This window comes from Mesorhizobium sp. M4A.F.Ca.ET.050.02.1.1, from assembly GCF_003997725.1.
GTDB lineage: Bacteria > Pseudomonadota > Alphaproteobacteria > Rhizobiales > Rhizobiaceae > Mesorhizobium.
Genome location: NZ_RZSG01000036.1, coordinates 1 through 20,592, shown reverse-complemented (window position 1 = coordinate 20,592; position 20,592 = coordinate 1). Strand labels below are relative to the sequence as shown.

11 protein-coding genes and 1 pseudogene are annotated in these 20,592 nt (G+C 58.8%); 5 read left to right on the top strand and 7 right to left on the bottom strand.

The window, feature by feature from the left end; genetic code table 11:
- The 3 genes from EOA33_RS05130 to EOA33_RS05120 form a co-directional block, all read right to left on the bottom strand.
- Positions 1 to 930: AAA family ATPase (locus EOA33_RS05130; RefSeq protein WP_145989072.1), on the bottom strand; the 930-nt coding region annotated here is incomplete at its 3' end.
- A complete protein-coding gene (locus tag EOA33_RS05125) occupies positions 927 to 2,051 on the bottom strand; it encodes a DNA repair exonuclease (RefSeq protein ID WP_126057626.1) in 1,125 nt (374 codons plus the stop codon). The genes EOA33_RS05125 and EOA33_RS05130, both read right to left, overlap by 4 nt.
- A 13-nt stretch (positions 2,052 to 2,064) precedes the next feature.
- Positions 2,065 to 8,028, bottom strand: coding sequence for a DUF3320 domain-containing protein (locus EOA33_RS05120; RefSeq protein WP_127405114.1), 5,964 nt, complete (start codon positions 8,026 to 8,028; stop codon positions 2,065 to 2,067).
- 671 nt (positions 8,029 to 8,699) lie between these two features.
- Here EOA33_RS05120 and EOA33_RS05115 point away from each other — a divergent pair.
- Complete coding sequence (locus tag EOA33_RS05115; RefSeq protein WP_126063811.1) at positions 8,700 to 11,384, top strand: AAA family ATPase; 2,685 nt, start codon at positions 8,700 to 8,702, stop codon at positions 11,382 to 11,384.
- 21 nt (positions 11,385 to 11,405) lie between these two features.
- Here the strand turns inward: EOA33_RS05115 and EOA33_RS05110 are convergent, their stop codons facing one another.
- Positions 11,406 to 11,690, bottom strand: a complete 285-nt coding sequence (locus EOA33_RS05110) for a hypothetical protein (RefSeq protein ID WP_185928960.1) — start codon at positions 11,688 to 11,690, stop codon at positions 11,406 to 11,408.
- 104 nt (positions 11,691 to 11,794) lie between these two features.
- Here EOA33_RS05110 and EOA33_RS05105 point away from each other — a divergent pair, with 104 nt between their 5' ends.
- The 3 genes from EOA33_RS05105 to EOA33_RS05095 are packed head-to-tail and all read left to right on the top strand — an operon-like array spanning position 11,795 to position 16,373.
- Entirely contained in the window at positions 11,795 to 13,252 is a 1,458-nt protein-coding gene (locus EOA33_RS05105) for a metallophosphoesterase (RefSeq protein ID WP_126057628.1), read from the top strand.
- 2 nt (positions 13,253 to 13,254) lie between these two features.
- Positions 13,255 to 15,321 carry a hypothetical protein gene (locus EOA33_RS05100; protein ID WP_126057629.1) on the top strand — a complete coding sequence of 689 codons (2,067 nt, stop codon included), beginning with the start codon at positions 13,255 to 13,257 and terminating at the stop codon, positions 15,319 to 15,321.
- Positions 15,318 to 16,373 (top strand): hypothetical protein, encoded by a 1,056-nt coding sequence (locus EOA33_RS05095; RefSeq protein WP_126057630.1) that lies wholly within the window; start codon positions 15,318 to 15,320, stop codon positions 16,371 to 16,373. Before EOA33_RS05100 ends, EOA33_RS05095 begins: the two co-directional genes overlap by 4 nt.
- Positions 16,374 to 16,979: 606 nt before the next feature.
- On the opposite strand, the gene EOA33_RS05090 is transcribed toward EOA33_RS05095, so the two are convergent.
- Positions 16,980 to 18,038: a class I SAM-dependent methyltransferase gene (locus tag EOA33_RS05090; protein WP_024504268.1), complete on the bottom strand. Its 1,059-nt coding sequence runs from the start codon at positions 18,036 to 18,038 to the stop codon at positions 16,980 to 16,982.
- A 57-nt stretch (positions 18,039 to 18,095) separates the two neighbouring features.
- Positions 18,096 to 18,316 (bottom strand): annotated as a pseudogene (locus EOA33_RS05085) (insulinase family protein); the annotation flags it as partial.
- Between the two features lie 1,054 nt (positions 18,317 to 19,370).
- Here EOA33_RS05085 and EOA33_RS40245 point away from each other — a divergent pair.
- Positions 19,371 to 19,736: an extracellular solute-binding protein gene (locus EOA33_RS40245; RefSeq protein ID WP_245454714.1), complete on the top strand. Its 366-nt coding sequence runs from the start codon at positions 19,371 to 19,373 to the stop codon at positions 19,734 to 19,736.
- A 464-nt stretch (positions 19,737 to 20,200) separates the two neighbouring features.
- On the opposite strand, the gene EOA33_RS05075 is transcribed toward EOA33_RS40245, so the two are convergent.
- The coding region (locus tag EOA33_RS05075) for an FAD-dependent oxidoreductase (RefSeq protein WP_190234198.1) at positions 20,201 to 20,592 on the bottom strand (392 nt) is incomplete at its 5' end.

Below are 20,592 nucleotides of genomic sequence, written 5' to 3'. Positions count from 1 at the left end.
GCGCAAATCCGTGGCTCGTTTGAGCGCGGTCCGAAAACTATCGAGGGCCTGCTGCGCCGCGTCGTGGTGAATTGCGGCAAGGGCAGCTTCCGCCTCGGCGGCTTTCAAGGCTTCGCTGTGCGATTTGGCGGCCTCGACTGCGGCTTCCGCGGCCGAGATGGCTTCCCGCCGAGTGGCGCCTTCTTCGGGGTTTTCAAGCTCAGACAGACGCGCCAACGCCATGCGCCGCTTGTCGAGCGAATCGCGCAGACCGGTGACTTCGGCGCTGAGACGCTGCTCGTCTTTCACCAGCTTGTCACGCTCGTCGAGCGCTGCCGCATAGAGACCGCCGCTCTTGGGACGCAGCGTTGACGTAACCAGGCTATAGAGTTCTTCTTCACATGCCGCGGCGATTTCGGCCATGCGTCGCCCGCCGGTCAGGGCTTCAACTTCCCCCTGAACCGAGGACAGTAGGCTTTCGCGCACGCGTTTTTCGCCGTCCTCCTCGCTTTTGCTGCGCCTTTCGATGCCGGTGACCCCTTGGCGAACCCAGAGCAATCCTGCCGGTCCTGCGCTTCCGCCATGGATTAGTTTGCCGATAAAGGCTTCGGCCTCATCGGCTTGAGCCAACAGTCGCCCGCCGTCGAGGTCAATAACGCTGGCCAGCCTGCCGCCATAAAACTGCTTGGCAAGTCGATAGCGTCCTTCTGAAGTGGTGATGTCGGCCTCCACCACCGGATTGCCCCCACTGTAAGGCCGCAACAGTCGCACGCCTTCGGGTGTGCCCGTGTGAGGCTGGAAAAAGAGTGCGTGCAGCGCTTCGAAGAAGGTTGATTTGCCGAACTCATTGACCGCGCAAAGCACGTTGACGCCGTCGCCGATGTTTTCGATGGCGACGCCTTGCCCGGCGAACCGTTTGACGTTGTGGAGCCGAAGGGCCGTAAGTTTCATGATCCCATCGCCTCGCAATAGCTGAACAACCGAACCAGTGCTTCTCGCGATATGTCGCGTTCGACAGCCGACCGGGTTTCGTCGCTGCTTTCATCCAACAGTGCCTGCGCTGCCTCGCGAAGGGCACCAGAGCGGTCGATCCGATCCAAATCGCCACTTTCGCAGTCGGTCGCGAGCCCGTCCCCGTCCAGTTCCAGATAGGCGAAGTCGGGCGCGGCTACCGCGATCGCCGCTTGAAGGATCGTTCGCCCACTTAACCGCACCCGGCCAGACGCGGCAATTCGCAGCAAAGTCTGACGCCGCAGATGAGCCGGTGGAAGCAACGCTTCAAATGCCGCGGCGCTGTCGTCGCCAGACAGCAGATGCAGGGGAGCGGTTTTCCAGGAAAAGCTAGCTGTTTCAACGGCCACGATCTCGGGCACGGCGCCAGGCCCGGCAATGGAAACGACAAGGGCCTGACCGGGTGTATCATGCTTGAAACGGTCAGGTTCGGGCGCACCGCTATAACGGCTGCGCTCATTGATGGTGACGGGTCCGTGCCAGTCGCCAAGTGCCAGATAATCGAGGCCGGCCTTAGTCGCGCGATCTGGTGCAATGACATCGGACGCTGCTGAATCTTCGGAAAAGTTCTGAATAGCGCCATGAGCAAGGCCGAGCCGGATGGCGCCTTGCGGCGTCGCGGCGCTGTTCATCCACTCGGTAAGGTCGCGACCGGGTCTGCGGGTGGTGCAAGGTGCAGGCAGCAGCGCCACGTCCGCGCCAATGGTCAGGGTTTCGGGCCGCGTCGCCAGCAGGACATTGTCCGGCACAACGCTGTCCGCTGCACTCCACAATTGATCAGCCAACAGGGAATCATGGTTGCCAGGCAGCAATATCCAGCGCAGAGGCGCGCTCTGGCTCATCTCGGCCATGGCCTGCCGCAACATCGCTGGAGTGGGCGTTTCGGTATCGAACGTATCGCCGGCCAGAAGTATGGTGGATGCACCATGGACGCGTGCCTGCTCTGCCAGCCGGCTGATCGCGCCATGGCGCGCTTCACGGAGCCGCCCGCGCAGATCCTCTGGCATGTTGCCGAACCGCTTGCCGATATGAAGATCGGAGCTGTGGATGAATCGAAACATGGAGTCTCCGAGACTATGTCGATGCCAGGTTGCGCTGGGCGCGATCGATGGCTTCATCCAGCCGGGAGCGTGAAATCGTCGCAAGTCGCTCGACACCGAGCAGACGTGCAAGGTCGAGAGCGGGGTCGGACTGTTCCAGAATGTCCTCGTTCGCAACGACGACAGCGGCCAGCTCGGCGATTGGAATGTCGGCAATGGACCGGCGGGCATCGGCATCGAACGGCATGCGATAATCAAGCAGGTCGACCACCGTCCCTCTCTTCCATAGGAAGCTGCCGCTGGATTCTTCAGTTCTATCGAACTCGCGCAGATGCAGGTCGATCCGCTCCCGAATCTTGTTGCCCGTTCTGAGCCAGCCATGCGCCCGTGCGATGCGCTGCGCAAGGACGTCATCTCGCAGAGGTCCTTCCTGCTCGATCACCGCGTCGACCATGGACCGCAGCGTGCCTCGGTAGACGAAGTCATAAAACTGATCCGGGCTGGTGGAAAATCCGGTTAGATCAGTCAGGCGATAACGGCCGCCCGTCGGTACGGTATCATGCGTCGAATGCGCGGCCGCAGGCAAAATTCCTGCAGATGCCGATGGGCGCTCTCCCGTCGCGAGGGGAGCGGCGACAAGTTCTGGCTCTGATTTTATCGACGGATGTTCCGGTTCGCCGGCCGATGCTAGGTCTTCGGCTGGCAATGGGTCCATGGGGTCGACCTTATGTCCCATGTCCCAATGGATCGCGGCTTCACTTTCCTGTTGTTCAGCCTGTTTGCGACGGCTTTCCTCGAGCAGCGCGGCCAGGCTGGCATGAAGCCTCTCGGTGCAACCTTCGAGATCAAACCACCAATCGGTTGACCATACCCGGACAATGTTCCACCCGAGGCCGCGCAGGACCTGCTCGCGGACCTTGTCTCGATCTCGCGCCGTGGCAGAACTGTGATAGGTCGCGCCGTCGCATTCGACCCCAGCCAGATAGGCGCCGGCGAGATCGGGATGCCGGATCCCTATATCCACTCGAAAGCCCGAAATGCCGACTTGAGGAACGATGGTCCATCCGCGCTTCTCAAGCTCGGCAGCGACGGCCTCCTCGAAAGGGGATTCCAGGGCTCCGACCGATCCGCGTTCCTGCGCTGGCAATGCCACAGCGCCGCGTTCGGCAAAATCGAGAAAGGCTTTGAGATGCTGTACGCCGATCGCTTTGGTTCGGTTGGGGTCGATCTGGTCGGCGGCAAAACCTGAAAATACGATCAGTTCCTGCCGCGCACGCGTCACCGCGACATTCAGCCGGCGTTCGCCGCCGTCCCGATTCAGCGCGCCGAAATCCATGCTGCGCTTGCCGGCATTATCTTGCGAAAAGGTGATCGAAAACAGGATTATGTCACGCTCGTCCCCTTGGACATTTTCCAGATTCTTGACGATGGCGGGCTCAATACGCTCGTCGGCAAAGAACCATTCAAGCTCCGGCTCTGTCTGGCGTGCCTTGTCGAAAAGGTCGAGGATGAGCGACTGCTGTTGCGCGTTGAAAGTGATGACTCCGAGCGTGGGTCGGTCCTTTTCCGGTAGGGCCAGCCAACGCCGCATCCTGCTGACCGCCTCGTCGGTTACCGCTTGGGCTTCGATTCGATTGGTGCGGCTTTTGCCACGGTCATAGATGCCGGTCGTGATTTTTCGCAGCTGAACTGCCCGATCTTCCACCGTTGGCGAAGGGAATGTGATGAGCCGGTTCTGATAGTAGTGATGGTTGGAAAAGGCGATCAGCGACTCATTGCGGCTACGATAATGCCAGCGCAGGTCACGTACCGGGATGCCGGCCGCTTTGGCTTCGTCGAGAATGCTCTCAAGATCCTTTTCGTGTTCGACGACTTCCTCGTCCTCCTCGTTGCGGCCAAAGAAATTGGTGGGCGGCAACTGCTTGGGATCGCCTACGATTATGGTTTGATGGGCTCGCGCGATGGCACCGACGGCGTCCCAGGTGGTGATCTGCGATGCTTCGTCGAAAATCACCACGTCGAACAGGGCTTGGTCGGGCGGTAGATATTGAGCGATTGAAAGAGGGGACATCAGCATGCACGGCGCGAGCTTGGCAAAGCTCGTCGGCATCGCGCCAATCATCTCGCGGATTGACCGGCTGGGCCGCTGCAATTCCATCTGATGGCGCAACAGGCCCAACTCGGAATTGCGCGGGACGCCTTGCACAGCCGGCAAACCATGAGCGATGGCACTGATGACGCGAAGGCTTGCTTGAGCGCGGACAAGATCGTCGATTTCCCGGAAATCTTCGATGGCGTGCTCGTGCTGGAAGCGACGGAAATTCCGCAGCACCGGATCGGCATCCAGCGTGGCCGGCAGCCACCAGCGTACATAGGCCAGGCGGAACGCGGATTGAGCTTCAGCTGGTCGCACTAGACCCGCCTCGATATCGTCGACCAACGCTCCCAGATTGTGACTGACAGCCCTGCGACGAATGCCGCACCACGAAGTCCAGTCCCGGAGAAGATGACGGGCGTCGAGCAAGTCTCCCATCGCAGTCGTCAATTCGGTCAGCGGGTTATCATGTTCTGCCCAAGAAGGCGTCTTTCCAGCAGGGATCGCAAATTGGGTCTTGGCAGCCTCGAATGCTGCAGAAGCCGCAAGGAAGCGGGCTGCCCCATAGCGCATCGTGCTATCTGCTGCACCGCTTCGCAGGCTCGGGGCGGTTGCTTGCAGGAGCGCTTTGAAATCCTCCGTGCCGAGGCCGGGCAGGCGTAGCGTCTGTCGAAGCCTTTCGGCCATCGAGAGTATCTGATCGATACGGTGGGTGTCGGTATCAAGTGCGGCAAATCCGATCGGCTTCCCAGATAGGATGTTGGCTTCGACAGTGGCCCGGCGGTCCTGCATCAGGCGCAACAGCAGCAAGTCGTGCTGAGGATCGGCTACCCCCTCTGTGACATAGCCTTGAAGCAGCTTCTGGACTTTGCGTTTGCCCAACTGACTGTTTGGCCAGAATGCAGAAGCGGCCTGCTGCCATTGCTGCTCTATGTCCTCCACCCGTATGCGCGCAACGGCAGCCTCGTCATAGCGGGCCGACAGGTCCTTGCGAGACTTGCGATAGTCTCCGATTGCCTCATTGAGAGTGGCGAGGGCTCCCCGCAACTGGGCGAAATCTCGATCAAAGACAATGCTGACGTCATAGCCGGCACTGTCCTGGAGTGCCGCTGCTAGTTTTCGCAGCGCTTCGAGCTCCGCTTTTGACGCGTCGCCTTTGGCGCGCAGGCCGATGCTCACCAGGAAGGCGTCGAGTGCGGTCGCTAGAACCTCGGACGCATTCTTGAGGGTCTTTGCCCCTTCGAGCAAATTGTCCTGCCAGCCTGACGTCCACTCGGTGACATCTATAAGACGCAAGACCGACCGCATCTCCACCGACTGAAATGCGAGACCTGTTTCGGCGGCAATATGCTCCAGCGCCAGCCGGTTTGCCTCGTCATGGGAATCGCGCGATGGCCAGGACAATCTCGGAGCGTGCTGCCGCTTGTTCTTGAGAGCGATGCCGAGCGCCAGATAAGGCGTCAGACCATTGACATGGTGCCGATGCAGCGCTTCGACATAGGCATTCAGTTCGTCGCGACGGACGCGAAGCCGCTCGTTGATCGCAATCCACTCCGCTGCGTCCACGCGCACGCCGCTTTCCCAGCTGATCCTGAGCTGGGTGAGAAAGTTGCGTCGGTCCGCCTTGCTGGAATGGAGTTCGAGACAATGCGCGCCCAGGCCATGTTCGCGCAGGCGGCGATACACCACATCGAGCGCCGCCGTCTTCTCGGCCACAAACAGCACGGTTTTGCCAACTGAAAGACAGTTGGCAATCATGTTGGCAATGGTCTGGCTCTTGCCAGTGCCGGGAGGACCGATGATGACAAAATCGCGACCCTCAGCGGCGGCAAGACTTGCGGCGGTCTGTGAGGAGTCGGCCGGCAGCAGCAAAACCATGTCGGACGGGGCATAGTGCCGGTCGAGTTCGCGCTCGTCGCGGAATGATGCGCCATTGCCCTCGAAAGCTATCTCCGGCGTGTCGATCAGATGGCGCACGACACGGTTTTCGCGCAGCGCATCGGTACGCTCGACCAGATCCTTCCACATGAGAAACTTGGCGAAGGAAAAGGTCGACAGCGCCGTCTCGTCCACCACCTCCATGCCGGGGACGTCGCGCACTGCCTGGCGCATAAGACCGAGCAGCCTCGGCACATCAACGCCGCTTTCGTCCTCGGGCAGCTCACCGGAAAACTGTGGCAGTTTGAGCTCGAAGTCGCGTTCGAGAAACTGCAACAAGGTTGCGTTGAATCGCGGTTCATCTTCATGGAAGCGCAAGGTAAAATGCGATGTTGCGCTGCGGCGCTCGATTTTGACCGGTACGAGCAGCAATGGCGCGCGATAGCTGCGCTCGTCCTCGGCCTTCTTCTTCCAGCGCAGGAAGCCGACCGCCAGGAAGAGCGTATTCGCGCCGCCCTCGGCAAAATCGTTGCGCACTTGCCGGTAAAGATCGATCAGCCGGGATTCCAATTGACGCCCATCGAGCGTCGACGGGAGCTCGTCGCGCAGAAGCGCTTCCGCGGCAAAGCCACGCTGGAGGTCACGTCCGTGCACCTCGCGATAGAGGACAGCATCCCGCTCGCCCAGTGGATTCTGTTCGGGGAGCGAAATCAGCCGGATCGAAGCGCCTGCCATCAGACGGTCCTCGAGGTAGCCGACGTCAGTACAAAGAAACGGAATTGTCTTCTTGGAGTCCGGAAAATTGAGCAGGCGGTTCCGCAGTGTCAAATCGAGGAGCTTTTTCTGCCAGCGGTCGATCCGTCCGGCCGCTGTCGTCGGCTTTACCTCGACGATCTCGACCGGCAGGGCTACCACGGCCGGTGCGGCTGGCAACGGCAACGCGATTTCGGTTGCCGCCTCTGCATCCACGCTGCGGCGCGTCGGTTCGTGCGAAGCAAGCGGTGTGATGCCGCCGCTGCGCGAGCGGCGTATATCGATGGCTGCGACAAAGGTGGCTACCTGCGTTTCGTCGAGCCGCTGTTCGATTGCGTGTTGGGCAGCCTCCAACGTCATCGCCGGCCGATGCGTCACGCCTGTCGTCTCAAACACGATGAGTTCGCGCGATGCCAGCGCCTTGCGGACCTCCATGGCATCGGGTTCAATGGCGTTGGCGAGCGTCCTTTGTGTCATCCAGACGCCGACGGCCGCGTGTCCCTGAAACATCAAAACGACGGGATGCAAGCCCGTCGCCTCCAGGGCGGACGCGAATAACAGACTGGTATCGAGACAGGTTGCCAGCTTTTCTGCCGTAATAATTGAGGGACGTCGAATTTTTTGGCCGCGGCTTTCGAAGCTCGCAGGTGGCTCTGCATAATGCAGCGATAGGCCAGCAATGGCCGAATAAATTGCGGCCGCCAGCATGAATGCGCGTTGCGGATTGCCGCTTTGATAGCCATCGAGGCTGGAAGGATGACCATGCGCTGCGAGCAGCTCCGCTGCGGAACGCAGCAGTCCTGCGATCGCCGGGTCGTTCGGCATGACGAATGCGGCGAGCAATTGCGCCATATCGACGACGCCACCCCATTCGTCGCGGGCAAGCAGGCGCACCGCAACGCGCTGCTCGGCCAGCACTGCGCCTCCTGAGGTTAGGCGCAACGTTATCTCCCCGCGCTCAGCCTCGTTGAGACCGGCCAGATAGCCGGCGTCGAGATCGATTTTTCGATCGCTTAAGGGAAGCCGGTCGCCAGCAACGATCCGATCAATTGTCCAGCTTTTGGCGCGCAAAAAAGGGGGGTTCGATGTCAGCTCGAGAGTGCATTTTTCGAAACCCTGCTGGGTCGGGTTGTTGAGCGCGATAGACCGGATCACCGGAATAGCATTTTGGAAGGACGCATATGTAAAGCTGGCGGCGATGTCCGCCACGACTTCTATTACGGGCGCGGCTGATATACCGGCAGCATCGCCAGTCTCCGAACTCGTTTCCATACCCCATCCCCTATTTTCATTTACGATAGAACTTTGCCGCCAGAATTTGAAAGTAAATTCTCGGTATGGTCGCCGCTTATGTCCAGCAGCATAGATTTCTAAAAGTGTTACCGCCCAGATAACGGTCGAAATGGAGACAGGCGATAATCGGTCGTCACGATTGGAGGGGATCCAAAAGTCGCGGAAATCGGAGCGCCGGCGCACGCTGCTGAAACCCAAGACGGGCAGGACGTCATCCGCAAATGTGTGGCGGTCCGGGCGCCATGGACCAAGCGTTGCGCGCCTATCGCGAGCGCTGTCGTGGCGCCTATCGCGGACTCGGACCCAGCCCGACAGTGACGGCGAACCTCGATCGGCCTATCGGTGAGGCGGTCGAATTCCGCCCATAGACTATCGAAAGGCACGCACTTCCAGCTCTATCTCCTCGTACGCGTTGCCGGCTACCTAAATTCGTGCGCGCGGTCCAATGCCTTTGATTGCTGATGTCGTTGTGGAGACGTTTGATCGCTGAAGCATTTGTTTGCTGACCTAGCGGCGCGGGGGGAGGTCATTTATTGGGTACATCTCCAGCACTCTATGTGCGATCGCGAGGAAAATTTGTCCAGACAAGCGAATTCATCGAATCTGGACTAATCAATAAGTATAATGATGGTAAGATTCGGGGGGCAGGAATGGCCGAGGTTGGACTTTTGGAATGGGCGGATAAGCAGCCCGACTGGATTAGGGATGCCTTAAGAAGACACGCCGCGCGGCCGGGCTTCAACCTCGAGCAGGAGGATAAGGCCGGTGTAACAGCTCGGGTCCGCCACGTCGGTGGATTTACCGCTGATCTGCCCGAATGCTCTCCGCTCTCGGCGGAGCATTTGAGGGCCAACAGTTCGAACGAGCCGCGCGCGGTGCTTTGCTCACTCGGCCCCGTCAAGCATTTGAACCGCCTCGCCGAAGAGCAGCAACTGCGTTTCGCCACCGATGGCATCACCATTATCTACGGCGACAATGGAAGCGGAAAGAGCGGCTATTGCCGGATCGCGAAGAAGCTTTGCCGTAGTCTGACGGCGGATGATCTTCTTGGCAACGTGTTCGAGATCGGCACCAAACCGCCAGCCGAAGTGCTTGTCCGGTTTCTCGAAGAGGGTGCTACGGAACCGACCCCCATAACCTGGAAGGACGGAACGCTGCCCCCCGCGTCAATTGCACGGATCTCCGTTTTCGACTCCGCGAACGCTCGCCTCTACGTCGATAAGCAAAACCGTATCGGTTTTCTGCCCGCAGCCATCGCGCTTCTCGAAAGCCATGGACGTCACCGCACCGAGCTCGAAGCCGACTTCCGGGAAGAAATCAAAGCGATCGAAAAGAACCTAAAGACACCATTGCCGAGTGGGTACACAGCTGCCGGCGCGGTCGTAAAGCTGCTGGCTCGTCTCGAAATCAAGTCAAAGGACGTGATGCCTTCCGCAGCCGAAATCAAAAACCTCGCTGCCCTCTCAGAGCAGGACATGGCTGATCTCGCTGGCCTCGAACAGGCTCTGGCAAGCGACCCTTCAACGATGGCGACAAAGCGTCGGCGTGCCAAGGCGGCCTTGGAAAAACTGCTGACTGCATCTGAACAGATCGACGCGGCTCTCTCAGCGGCGGCCCTCGAGATTTATCGCAATCTATATGCAACAGCCGATTCTACAGCGCAGGCTGCACAACTTGCCGCCTCAGGAGCGTTCGCGACTATGCCGTTGAGCGGCGTTGGGCTTTCTCCCTGGCGGTATATGTTCGACCATGCACGAGCCTATTTAGCGAGCGTCACTGGCATCGATCATCAGCACTTGCCAGATCAGGAAGGCGATCGTTGCATGCTCTGCCAGGAGCCGATGACGGCGGACGCCGCGGGGCGGATCCAATCCTTCAATGACTTCGTAACGGGCGCCGCAAATAAGGCGGCGCAAGTCGCATCTATTGCCCATGAAGAGGCCCTGCGCCAAATCAAAGGACTCACCATTGCGACCGGGGAGGCGGTTGAGGCGGCTCTCGGAGAGTTTGGCGATCTGTCCGCCGCACGCAAGGCGATGGTGGCCCTGATCTCGGCATATTATGTCGAGGCAGGTAAAAGGCGTGATGCAATTGTCGTTGCGGCTGCGCTGTCCGAGTACGCTGCGTTCCCGCAACTTGCGGCGCCAGTTGCATCGAAACTCCGAACGGAGGCGGAGGCGCTAGAGGCCGAAGCGCTGACGGACGACAAGGCAGCGGCCGACGACGGGAACCGCGCTACCGATCGAGCTCGTCGCGATACACTCAAGGATCGGAAAAAACTGGGCGACGATCTCACCATCGTTCTCGCGCGCTTGGCGAATCTCGAAGAGCGGCGCAAGCTTCTCTCATGCTGCGATGCTGTCGAAACAGGCTCGGTGTCACGGCAGATGACGTCGCTTCGACGAAGCCTCGTCATGCAGGATCTCGAAAAGCGCGTCGTCGCCGAGATTGAGACTCTGGCGTTAACGCACATCCCGTTCGCAGTTAATGATCGTAGTCAAGATGGGCAGAGCTATTTCGAGGTCGGGCTCAACGCGGCAAAAGCGATCTCAAACAGCAAGGTCTTAAGCGAAGGAGAGCAGCGCGCGCTTGCCCTGGCCTGTTTCTTAGCCGAGGTCGGAGGAGACACATCGCGTCAAGGCATGATCATCGACGACCCCGTGTCATCTCTCGACCATGTTCGGATCAGGCGGGTCGCGGCAAGGCTCGTAAAAGAAGCGGCCACAGGACGTCAGATTATTATTTTCACCCATAATCTTCTGTTCTTCAACGAGGTGGTTGACGCAGCTGCGCAGGCCAATCCGCCGATTCCCCTTGTTCGAAACTACATCAACAAGTCCGAATCTGCCGGTTTTGGCTTGATTAGCGAAACTGACGAGCCGTGGATCGCACAGTCTGTCACGAAGCGCATCGAGACTCTCAAGACGCGCCTGAAGAGCTTCGACGGCGCCACTGATTTCACCACCGATGCTTGGCGAAGGTCAGCGAAGGATTTCTACAGCGATCTTCGGGAAACCTGGGAGAGGCTCGTTGAAGAAATCCTGCTCGGTAAAGTCGTCGAGCGATTTAACAGCGATGTCAAGACACAGAGCCTGAAGGGTGTGGTGGTCGAGGACGAAGACCACAAGCGAATCTATTGGGCCATGAAGCGAGTTTCGGAGCGTTCTGGACATGACATGGCGTCCGCCAAGGCCATTCCAGTTCCAACACCAAACGATATGAAGAGCGATCTTGATGGAATTGACCAATATCGTATCGACACCACCAAACGAAAAAAGGATGCCGAAAAGCGCCGGATTGAATTCGAACAGCCTCCCAAGGCGACTGTACTCTAGCCTAATGACTATTGTCGTGTATTACTGGCCCTCACTGGCTTCATCCTGCTGCGCATGCCGGTGTCCGCCTGCCGCGGGCGAAGCCGACGTGACGAGGAAGTATCGCGAGGGCGCCAAGCCATCAATGGCTGTGCGCTCGCTCTTCATCTTGGATTTCAGCGCCGAGAAGCCTGACCGCTGGTAGTGCTTCGCCTGCACAATGTCGCCGCCGGCAAGGGCATGTCGACCATCCATCGCGTCGTCCGGTCCCTCGGGAAAGGCCTCGAAACGCTTGTCGATCTCGCGACCTACGAGGTCGCGGGCCAAATCCTCAAACTCGTTATGGGACAAACTCGAGAAATCATAAGCCATGCGCCCAGATTGAGTGCCCATTTGGTGGGCAGACAAGCAACCGGGGGCACAATTGCGTCGTGCCTCTCCATTACCAACAAAAAGATAAACGCGCTTTCCAGGCGATGCGGTCGGATGATCGTTTCGCGCTTGGCAAAAGCGAACGGATTAGTCTATGGCTCTCGGCGGGGGGGCGAGTTATGCGACGGGTGCGAATCCTTCAAGTAGGCGATATTCACTATCCGGATTGGCATCCTTCCTCTAGCAACATCGATGCCAAGGATAGCAAGTTCGCTCCGAAAATAACGCAGAAGCTACGCGCGTCTTCGCTGCGTGCCGTCTTGACGAAGCTTCGGCGGCTGACGACTTCGAAGCCCTTGGATTCGATCGCCTTCATGGGGGATTTCACGAGCCGTGGCGACAAGACTTTCATTGCTTCGGCATTCCAGCATTTCACGTTGCTCTGCCGCGCACAGGGGCGCAGTTCAAAGGCGCTTCCGTTGATATTCGTACCGGGAAATCACGATGTGAACCGTGATGACGCGCGCGAACTTGGACCGACTGAGAAATTCAGCGAAATGGCGAGTTTAGCCGCCCGCTTGGGTTGGCAGACCGTTCCCGTGGACCAACCCGTGCACTTCAGACTTCCGACAGGATCCGCAGGCGCAAACTTCATCCTCGTCAACACAGCGATAGGCAGTTGGGAGCTTCAGAACCTTCCCGCGTTCCTTCGTGATCGTCTCGAGGCACTCGGTCCTTCTACAGAACCTGTAGATCTCGGCTCGCCGGACACCTCGGGACATTCGCCCGCGACACCTCCCAGCGATCCAGACAAGGAGGCGTCCGACGACGAGTATTACGGTCAGATGGACACGCCATACATCTCGCGTGAGATGCTTGCAGGCCTACAGGAATTGCTCCAGCAGCCCGACATGCGTTACGGCATCATGATCGGCCATCACAATCTGCTGCCACAAAAGACTCCGCGCATTACGCCATACGCGGAGATGCTCAACAGCGGATTTGTCAGAACTCAGCTGCTGCAGGGCAACAAGCCTATCGTCTACCTGCATGGACACATACATGCCGATCCGGTCGAGATCGTCAACGATCCAAGGTTTCCGGACGGCAAATTGATCTGCATCTCAGCACCAGAGATACAGTCAGGTTTCAATGAGCTCGTCTTCTTCACGACCGATCAGGGAGAGCTCGTCGGCATCCGACTTATACCCTACCGCACCAATGTCGCCGACGGGACGGTCATGGAAGGCGAACATTGCTTCATCTCGACTATGTCCAACGGCAAGGCCTTTCTGAACAACGACACGTTTGACCTGATGCGCCGACTGCGCGACCATGCCACCAGGCGCGGGAATGGGTTACTCTTCTGGGACGAGATCACTGAGATTGCCGCCTCCGCCGAGCTCGGGCTAGATTTGGAAGACTCTCTTCTGATGCTCCAAGCGGCGCGCTTCGTCGAGATAGACGGCCTCACGAAGGCAAACTCGGCTTGGCGCATTAAGGTAAGGGACGAATAGAGATGGAGAATCCGTTCGGCCCCAACAGGATCGAGTACGAAAGTCGCCCGATACTGTGGTTCAGTCAGAAGTCGGCCTTGATTTCTGCCGCCGCCAAGCCGGTCTTCGTCGCAGGGACGAGAGGCAGCGGCAAGACCAGTATTCTTCGCTCGCTTTCCACAGTTCATATCCTCGAAGACAAAAGTCTCGCGGACCAAGTCGGCAAGCTCGGCTGGTATGGCGTCTTCTTCCAGCTCAATGAGACATTTTCGCCCCTAATCGACAACGCGGTTCTGAACCTCATTCCGGAGCGGATACGCTTCGACACGGCCGCCGTGATCCCGCGGCAATTCGTAATCTTCTCTCACTATCTGGAGCTGAAGATAGTCGAACGCCTGCTCGAGAGCATCAGCCAGCTCAGACGCGACAGCCACTTGAAATACCGGGCCTCTGAAGATAGGGACGTCGCCTTGGCACTGCATCGCGAAGTGCTGCACTTCATACCCCAACCTGCCCGTCTCGACTTCTTCAGCATAGATGAGCTGCGGGGTGGGATAACCCGGTACGTCGACGAATGCTTCAACGCGTTCTTCTTTGCCGCCGATGAGGGAGCGACCGGCTTCAGAGCGACAGACCCTGGCGCGATCATTAACAAGGTCGCGACCGCGATCACCCCACTTTTAAATGGCCCATCTTTCGCCGGTGACAGGGCGCCCTTCTTCAAGATCCTGATTGACGACTGTGAGGCACTGACACCGCTCCAACAGCAGTTCCTGAACACCTTGGTGAGGAAGACGCGCGGCAATGTGAAATGGGTCCTCGCCTACATCGGCGGCCTTTACGACACGATCCGGACGATCATACCCGGCCAGTCGCTCTCGAATGCTGACCGGGACGTCGAGAATCTTGATTCAGTCGATCCGAGGGAGTTCGCCACGCTGTGCGAGAACGTGTCGTCGCTTCGGCTCTACTATGCGCTTCCTGACCATCTGCGGAGTGATCTCAAGCGCAACGATGCGCTCAGCGCGTTTTCGCTCAAAAACCGGCTGGGGCGGCTTTCCGTCAATGACATCATCGAGCGGGTTATCATATCGGGTCATTCCGAGGGCAGAGAAGAGCTTGTGGCACTCGCTGATGCAGCACGTGAATTCCTCTCCGTGAATTTGAGGACGGCGGATCAGCAGCAATTCCTTCTTGATCGAAAAGCGCGCCCTTATGCCGAAGGGCTGGCGCTCGCGCTCATGAACCCGGAAATCAAGCGCCGGCCCATGAGCAAGGCGGATGCTTCAAATCTGAAGAGGTCGATCGCCCGGAAACAGGGATGGGCTTTTCTGAAAGCGTGCCAGATGCTGCGTCTGCATGACTACCCGTACGTAGGGCACCAGATCATCACATCATTGAGCGACGTCTGTATACGCGATTTCCTTGATATAATGGGAGAGATCTTCCGCCGCAGTGTTCCGAGTTCCAGTGATCCACGAAAACTGGTGGAATTCATCAACTCGGATTTACAGATTCATCTCGAACAGCAGAGACAGGCTGTGAACGCCGCCTCTCAACGGAAGCTTGATGGACTTCAGGCGCTTTCACATCCGTACGAAGAAGAGAGCGTGCGCATGGTGCGGGCGTTGGGTTACCTGACCGCTCGCCTCCAGACAGAGTTTGCCGAAGAAAATGCTCTAGGAACGACAGAGAGAGGCATTTTCAGGGTTGATCTAAAGGAAATGCGCTCGCTGGTGAACCGACTGGAGCAACCCAGCGGAAAACTGGACGAGGTCCTGCGTCGGGCGGAAAGGGATGGGTTTATCCGGGAGGTCTCCGCCGCCGGCAACTTTGAGGTGGACCGCGCCGACCCCGCATCGAAGGAGATGCTGATCAGATTGCATCGGCGATTTGCACCTTACTTCGGGTTCTCCTATCGCGGCCCGTACGAAATCAACACAATCCCTGCGGCGCAGATGGTCGACCTGCTTTTTACCAGGCATCGGCTCCCAGAAGACTGGGCCGACTCGGTGTTTAAGGAGCTCGTCGCGCGGCCCGCACTCAAGACCGAATTCCAGCACTCGCTTTTCGAGAGCGATCTCGAATGACCGCTTCAACTGTCGAGTATCGAGTCTTCGGCCATCTGGCCGTCACTGAGAAGGCGAGAGATGCAGGTACCTGCGAAACGATGGAGGCAGATATCGCGATCGTCGCGCTTGGATGGGAAACGCGTTTCGCCGCGTTCGAAAACCATCTTGACCTGAAGGTCGGCAAAATCGTGGTTCTGGACTTTGCTCTGAAGGAAGCGAACGTCCCAGCCGTCGAAGAAAACCGGCGAAAGCTCATCGCTATGGGTACCCGATGGGGCGTCGAAGTGACTGCGATCACCCTCGAGCCTTCCATCGAGTATCAGAAGAACATCAATCTCCTCGATCACCTGCTCACTCAGATGGCCGCTTCATGTGGCTCATACGAAGGAAGCCTGCGGAAGGTTTTCGTCGAGTGCTCGACGATGCCGCGAATCTACATCCAATGGCTGATTGCGGTGGCATTCAAGAAAATGTCGATTCAGTCTCTCGAATTCGGGTACGCCGAAGGTATCTACGGGAACGCGATCGGCAAAGAGGATTTTTCCAGCGGCTTGGACCGATACGTCACCGTCCCTCATCTTCAAGGCAGCGGAGGAATGGGCGAAGAGAAAGTCCTGCTCGTGGGGATCGGAGGAGATGCCGACGTATTCTACGGATTGATCGATATCGTCAGTCCGGAACGGATCTCGCTCCTCGTCCCAAGAAGCGAGAAGAATGCGCATATCGATGCTTTGCTCGATCAACAGGTGGCCAAGGTACGTGAAACCCACCGGCTCGAAGATGGCGAAGTTCGCGACATCCAGGCTTTCGGGCTGATGGCCCACCTCGATGCTTTCGAGACGTATCTCGACGGGTTCGGCTCGCGTGCGGTGGTGAACGTTTTTGTCAGCGGCCCGAAGGTTCAGGCCATCGCTGCTGCCGTGCTCGCCTGCTCCGACAGCCGCGTCCATCTCAAGGCACGAATTCCCACCTCCTATGCCCATCGTGAAGTCTCAGCGAATGGGCGGTATCATATCTATAGGCTGATTGACCTGACATCCCCTGCCTGCAGCCTTCCCGGGACGTTCTGACACGATCTTGCATTCGAGTAGCATCATGGTCCCAGTAGCCGTTCCGCCAAGCCTTCAGCGCATGTTCGTGTCGCCCGATCCGGTCGATGGGGGACTAATTCCCACTTAGAAGCTGCTCTACATCAGATCAGGGGAAATGCAGACTGGCAGAATTCCATAATTAGCGACTCAAAACATATACTCAGGCGAGACTGTTTAGCATAGAAATAGTGAGCGCTCTCCAATATGTTAGGCTCTGTCGCAGTAGCGCAACAAGCTCAGTCTTTGGATGGGTGGTATGAGGATGAGACGACTGAATGTGTACAGGCTCAGTCATTTTATCGAGGCTCTCGTTTTTGTCGTAAGCGCGTTCGGTGCGACGTGGCTTACCAGCTTTGTGAACGCGCCATGGTGGGCATATGTGATTATAGCGGCCATCACTATGGGCATGTTCGTAGCCGTGCGTCGGGTCCTTTCTGAGCCGCAACGTATGGGACTCTTGGCACACAACTCGGCAGCGACCTCTGCGTGAACCCAGGCGCCTTGAAAATGTCCCCGATGCGTCCGGATTTTTGGCGGTGATCTTCAATCAAATGCGATGAGCTGCAATTTCTGGCGACGGCCACGCTAAGGGCGGGCCTCCAGCACCATGTTGAACGGTGTCTCCGCGGCGCGACGCAATCGCTTGAAGCCGCCGCCGGTCACAACCTTGCGCAGCCTCGCCTCACCGGCCTGGGCTCCAAGCGCGAGCCCGACTTCCTGCGACACGGATGCGGGCGTGCACACGAAAGTGGAAGCGGCATAGTAAACGCGGCCGACGGGATTGAGGTTCGCCGCCAGATGATCATGCGCGAACGGCTCGACGATCATCCACGTGCCGTCCGGCTTGAGCGATCCGTGGACATGGGTGGCGGCGCCCGTCGGGTCGCCCATGTCGTGAAGGCAATCGAAGAATGTGACGAGGTCATACGTTCCGGGATAGCTCTTGGCGGCCGCCACGTCGAACCGCGTGTTAACGCCGACGCCGGCTACCTCGGCCGCCTTGCGGGCGCGCTCAATCGAGGGGGCATGATAGTCGAAGCCGACGAAGCGCGAATTGGGGAAGGCCTGTGCCATGAGCACGGTCGATGCACCATGACCGCATCCAACATCCGCGACGTCCACGCCGCGTTCGAGCTTCTCGACGACGCCCTCCAAGGCCGGCAGCCAGGAGTCGATCAGATTGGCATTGTAGCCTGGACGGAAGAACCGTTCCGTACCGCGAAACAGACACGCGCTATGATCGTGCCACCCGACGCCCTTGCCGGACTGGAATGCCTGCCTCACCTTTTCTTCATCGAGCCACAGCGCGGACAGGAACTCGAATGCGCCTGCCATGAAGGCCGGGCTGTCTTCATCAGCGAACACCAGCTCTTGCTCGGCGTTGAGATAGAATTTGTCGCTCGCTTCATCGTAGTCGACGTAACCCGCCGCCGCCTGCCCGGAAAGCCATTCCCTTACGAGGCGTTCCTGGGTGCCGGTGCGTGTCGAAAGTTCGGCGGCCGTCATCTTGCCGCCTTCGCGCAATGCCTTAAACAGGCCGAGTCTGTCCCCCAGCAGGACTCCCGCGCCCGTTGCGATCGCACCGAGATCGCCGACCATTTTCCCCAAGAATGCGTCCAACTTTTCCTGATTCGCTTCAGACATCTGAATCTCCCTTTGGGTTCAATCTCTCCAGGCGACGGAGCCGTGCTCGTCATGAGGCGCCTTGAGCATCAGATGCTCGAAGACATGCAGATATCCCCGGCGGCTCATCCGCGCTGCCGATCCTGCACCAGACCATATCGGTGACGAGCGGCGCGGTGGTCGGGAATGACAGCCACCTCCATGCCGTTGAAAAGCAGGAAATCCGTCACTTTGCCCTCGTCGGTAACCGGCGGAGCCGGAGTGGTCGTCACCAGGGCAAGCCCTGTTGCAGCAGGTATCCTTGGGCAGCCTGTCAGAACATCGATGACTCCGGTTGTGGTGCCGGGGCGGGCGATCAGGGGCCAAGTGATTGTTCCGCGGCGGCTGTATGTTGTGGTAAGGTGATCATGCGAACTCTTGTTGGTCGGTCACGTGTTTTGCGGATGACCCGCATGTACTGTGCCAAATGAGAAAACCATTCAAACGCAATCCAGTAGATCTGACTGTATCCGACATTGTCGGAATTTGGACATCGCCGAACGCGAAGCGCTCGGGGCTTGTGACGATACTTGAGCGTGCTGCTTCGGAGGAGGGATGCGCCTCGAACCGGCCGCGAGGCCTTTTTCTGGCAACGGATATTCCGGCCGGGTTAGGCCGCGAGGAAAGCGACGGTGAATAAGAGGTAGAGGACCAACCGTTTTGAGCGGGTAGTTGCCGTGTTGCGCCCCCAGGCAAAGGCCAGCACCACGGAGCAGTATTTCTGGTGGCGATACTACATCGCCTTTAAGTGCCGGTTACCCGTTTTTACCCAGTTGGCCTGGTGCATTCAGAGCGAGGTCGTTGGAAACCGCTTATTGTGGCTATGAGCAAACTCGGGATGGAGGAGTGGACCCAAAAATTGGCAAAATGCCCCAGGGAGGATTACATGGGTCGCTCATTCCCCGTACTCGTTACAGGTGCGCGTCGCTACGCAAACAGCTTGCTTTTGACTTGGCGTTTCTTGCCGTTTCGGCATCGCTCACTAATTCGGCCGCTGCCGACACCGTGAACTGGCGTCAATTCGAAGGGACCAGCATAACTTGGGCCTACGACATCCACCCCTATGCGGATGCTCTCGCTGCGCAACTTTCCGGAGTTCGAGAAGCTGACCCGGCATCAAGGTCACGCCGGAACTCTACCCAGACGATTCTTACTGGAACAAGATGACGATCCAACTGACGACGAAGTCGCCAGCATGGGATGTGTTCGGCACTGGCATTCAGCCCGCGTAGGACCTCGCTCCGAGTGGCGCCTGCTGGACAAATACCTGAGTGATCCGAAGCTTACCGATGCTGGATACGACTACATTCGGACATGATCAAGAAGTGCGCGGCTCCTTCCTTCGCCAATGATAACTGGAACCAGGTCGTGGACGGCATCTCGTCCGGCCGCACCGCGATGACGATCGACTCAAAAATGTTCGGCTTCTGGAACGATGTTGCGGGGAAGCCGGCATCCGGCAAGATCGCCTTCGCTCCGCCGCTGCACGCACCGAGCGCCACGAGCTTGGATTCTGACATCTGGATCTGGGCTCTCGCCATGAACGCGGCTTCCGAAAAGAAGGGCACGGCCTGGCTGTTCATCCCGTGGGCCACCTCCAAGCAGGTGGCGCTCAAGGGTGCCCTTGCTGGCCAGCTCGTCAATCCGCCGCGCACGTCGACCTGGCAGGACGATACCTAGACTAAGTACGCTTCGCAGCCCGAGTTCAACAACTTCGTTGACAGCTTCAAAAAGATACAGGATCAAGCCGCGCTGGCTTTCACACCGCGTGTCGGCTTCGGCGAAGCCATGAACGCATGGGCCGTGGCGATGCAGAAGATGGCAAACGGCGATGACGTCGAGACGACGTTGAGGGCGCTTGCCGAAGAAATCCGCACTGGCCTCTGATCAAAAGGAACAGGGCAGTACTATTGCACTGCCCTGTTCCCGCCAACGGCGGAGATCACGCCGTGTCACCCCAAGCACTTAAACCCAGCGCTGCTTCGCCCGGCCGCGCCGACGATTTTTCTTGGCCGCCAAGGCGGCAGCCTGCGGCCGGGGCCACAACCGAAACGACCACGGCGATCAGTCCGTAAGCTGCCCGGGGCAGCGGAAGGGCGGAAAGCGCCTTCAGGTGGCCGCACAAGTAGGGTCTCGAGACGGACTCAGCGCGGCAGCACGCTCGATCCCATCAGCGCCTCATCGATGGCGCGCGCCGCCTGGCGGCCCTCGCGGATCGCCCAGACGACCAGCGACTGGCCGCGCCGCACGTCGCCCGCCGCATAGAGCTTTTCGACGCTGGTCCTGTAGTCCCGGTCATTGGCCTCGACATTCTTCGAGCGGCGGCTGTCAATGGCGATCTTCATCTGGCCGGCCAGTTCCGACACCGGCCCGCGAGCGGCTGGCCCGGCAAAGCCGATGGCGATGAACGCGAGATCGGCACGAATGACGAATTCGCTGCCGGCGATCGGCTTGCGCTTTTCGTCGACCTCGCAGCATTTGACCCCGGTCAGCTGGCCGTCTTCGCCGATGAACTCGAGCGTCGCCACCTGAAACT

Coding starts and splice junctions, on each gene's coding strand:
- EOA33_RS05125 (WP_126057626.1), bottom strand. CDS start 2,051: ATGTTTCGATTCATCCACAGCTCCGATCTTCATATCGGCAAGCGGTTC.
- EOA33_RS05120 (WP_127405114.1), bottom strand. CDS start 8,028: ATGGAAACGAGTTCGGAGACTGGCGATGCTGCCGGTATATCAGCCGCG.
- EOA33_RS05115 (WP_126063811.1), top strand. CDS start 8,700: ATGGCCGAGGTTGGACTTTTGGAATGGGCGGATAAGCAGCCCGACTGG.
- EOA33_RS05100 (WP_126057629.1), top strand. CDS start 13,255: ATGGAGAATCCGTTCGGCCCCAACAGGATCGAGTACGAAAGTCGCCCG.
- EOA33_RS05095 (WP_126057630.1), top strand. CDS start 15,318: ATGACCGCTTCAACTGTCGAGTATCGAGTCTTCGGCCATCTGGCCGTC.
- EOA33_RS05090 (WP_024504268.1), bottom strand. CDS start 18,038: ATGTCTGAAGCGAATCAGGAAAAGTTGGACGCATTCTTGGGGAAAATG.
- EOA33_RS40245 (WP_245454714.1), top strand. CDS start 19,371: ATGATCAAGAAGTGCGCGGCTCCTTCCTTCGCCAATGATAACTGGAAC.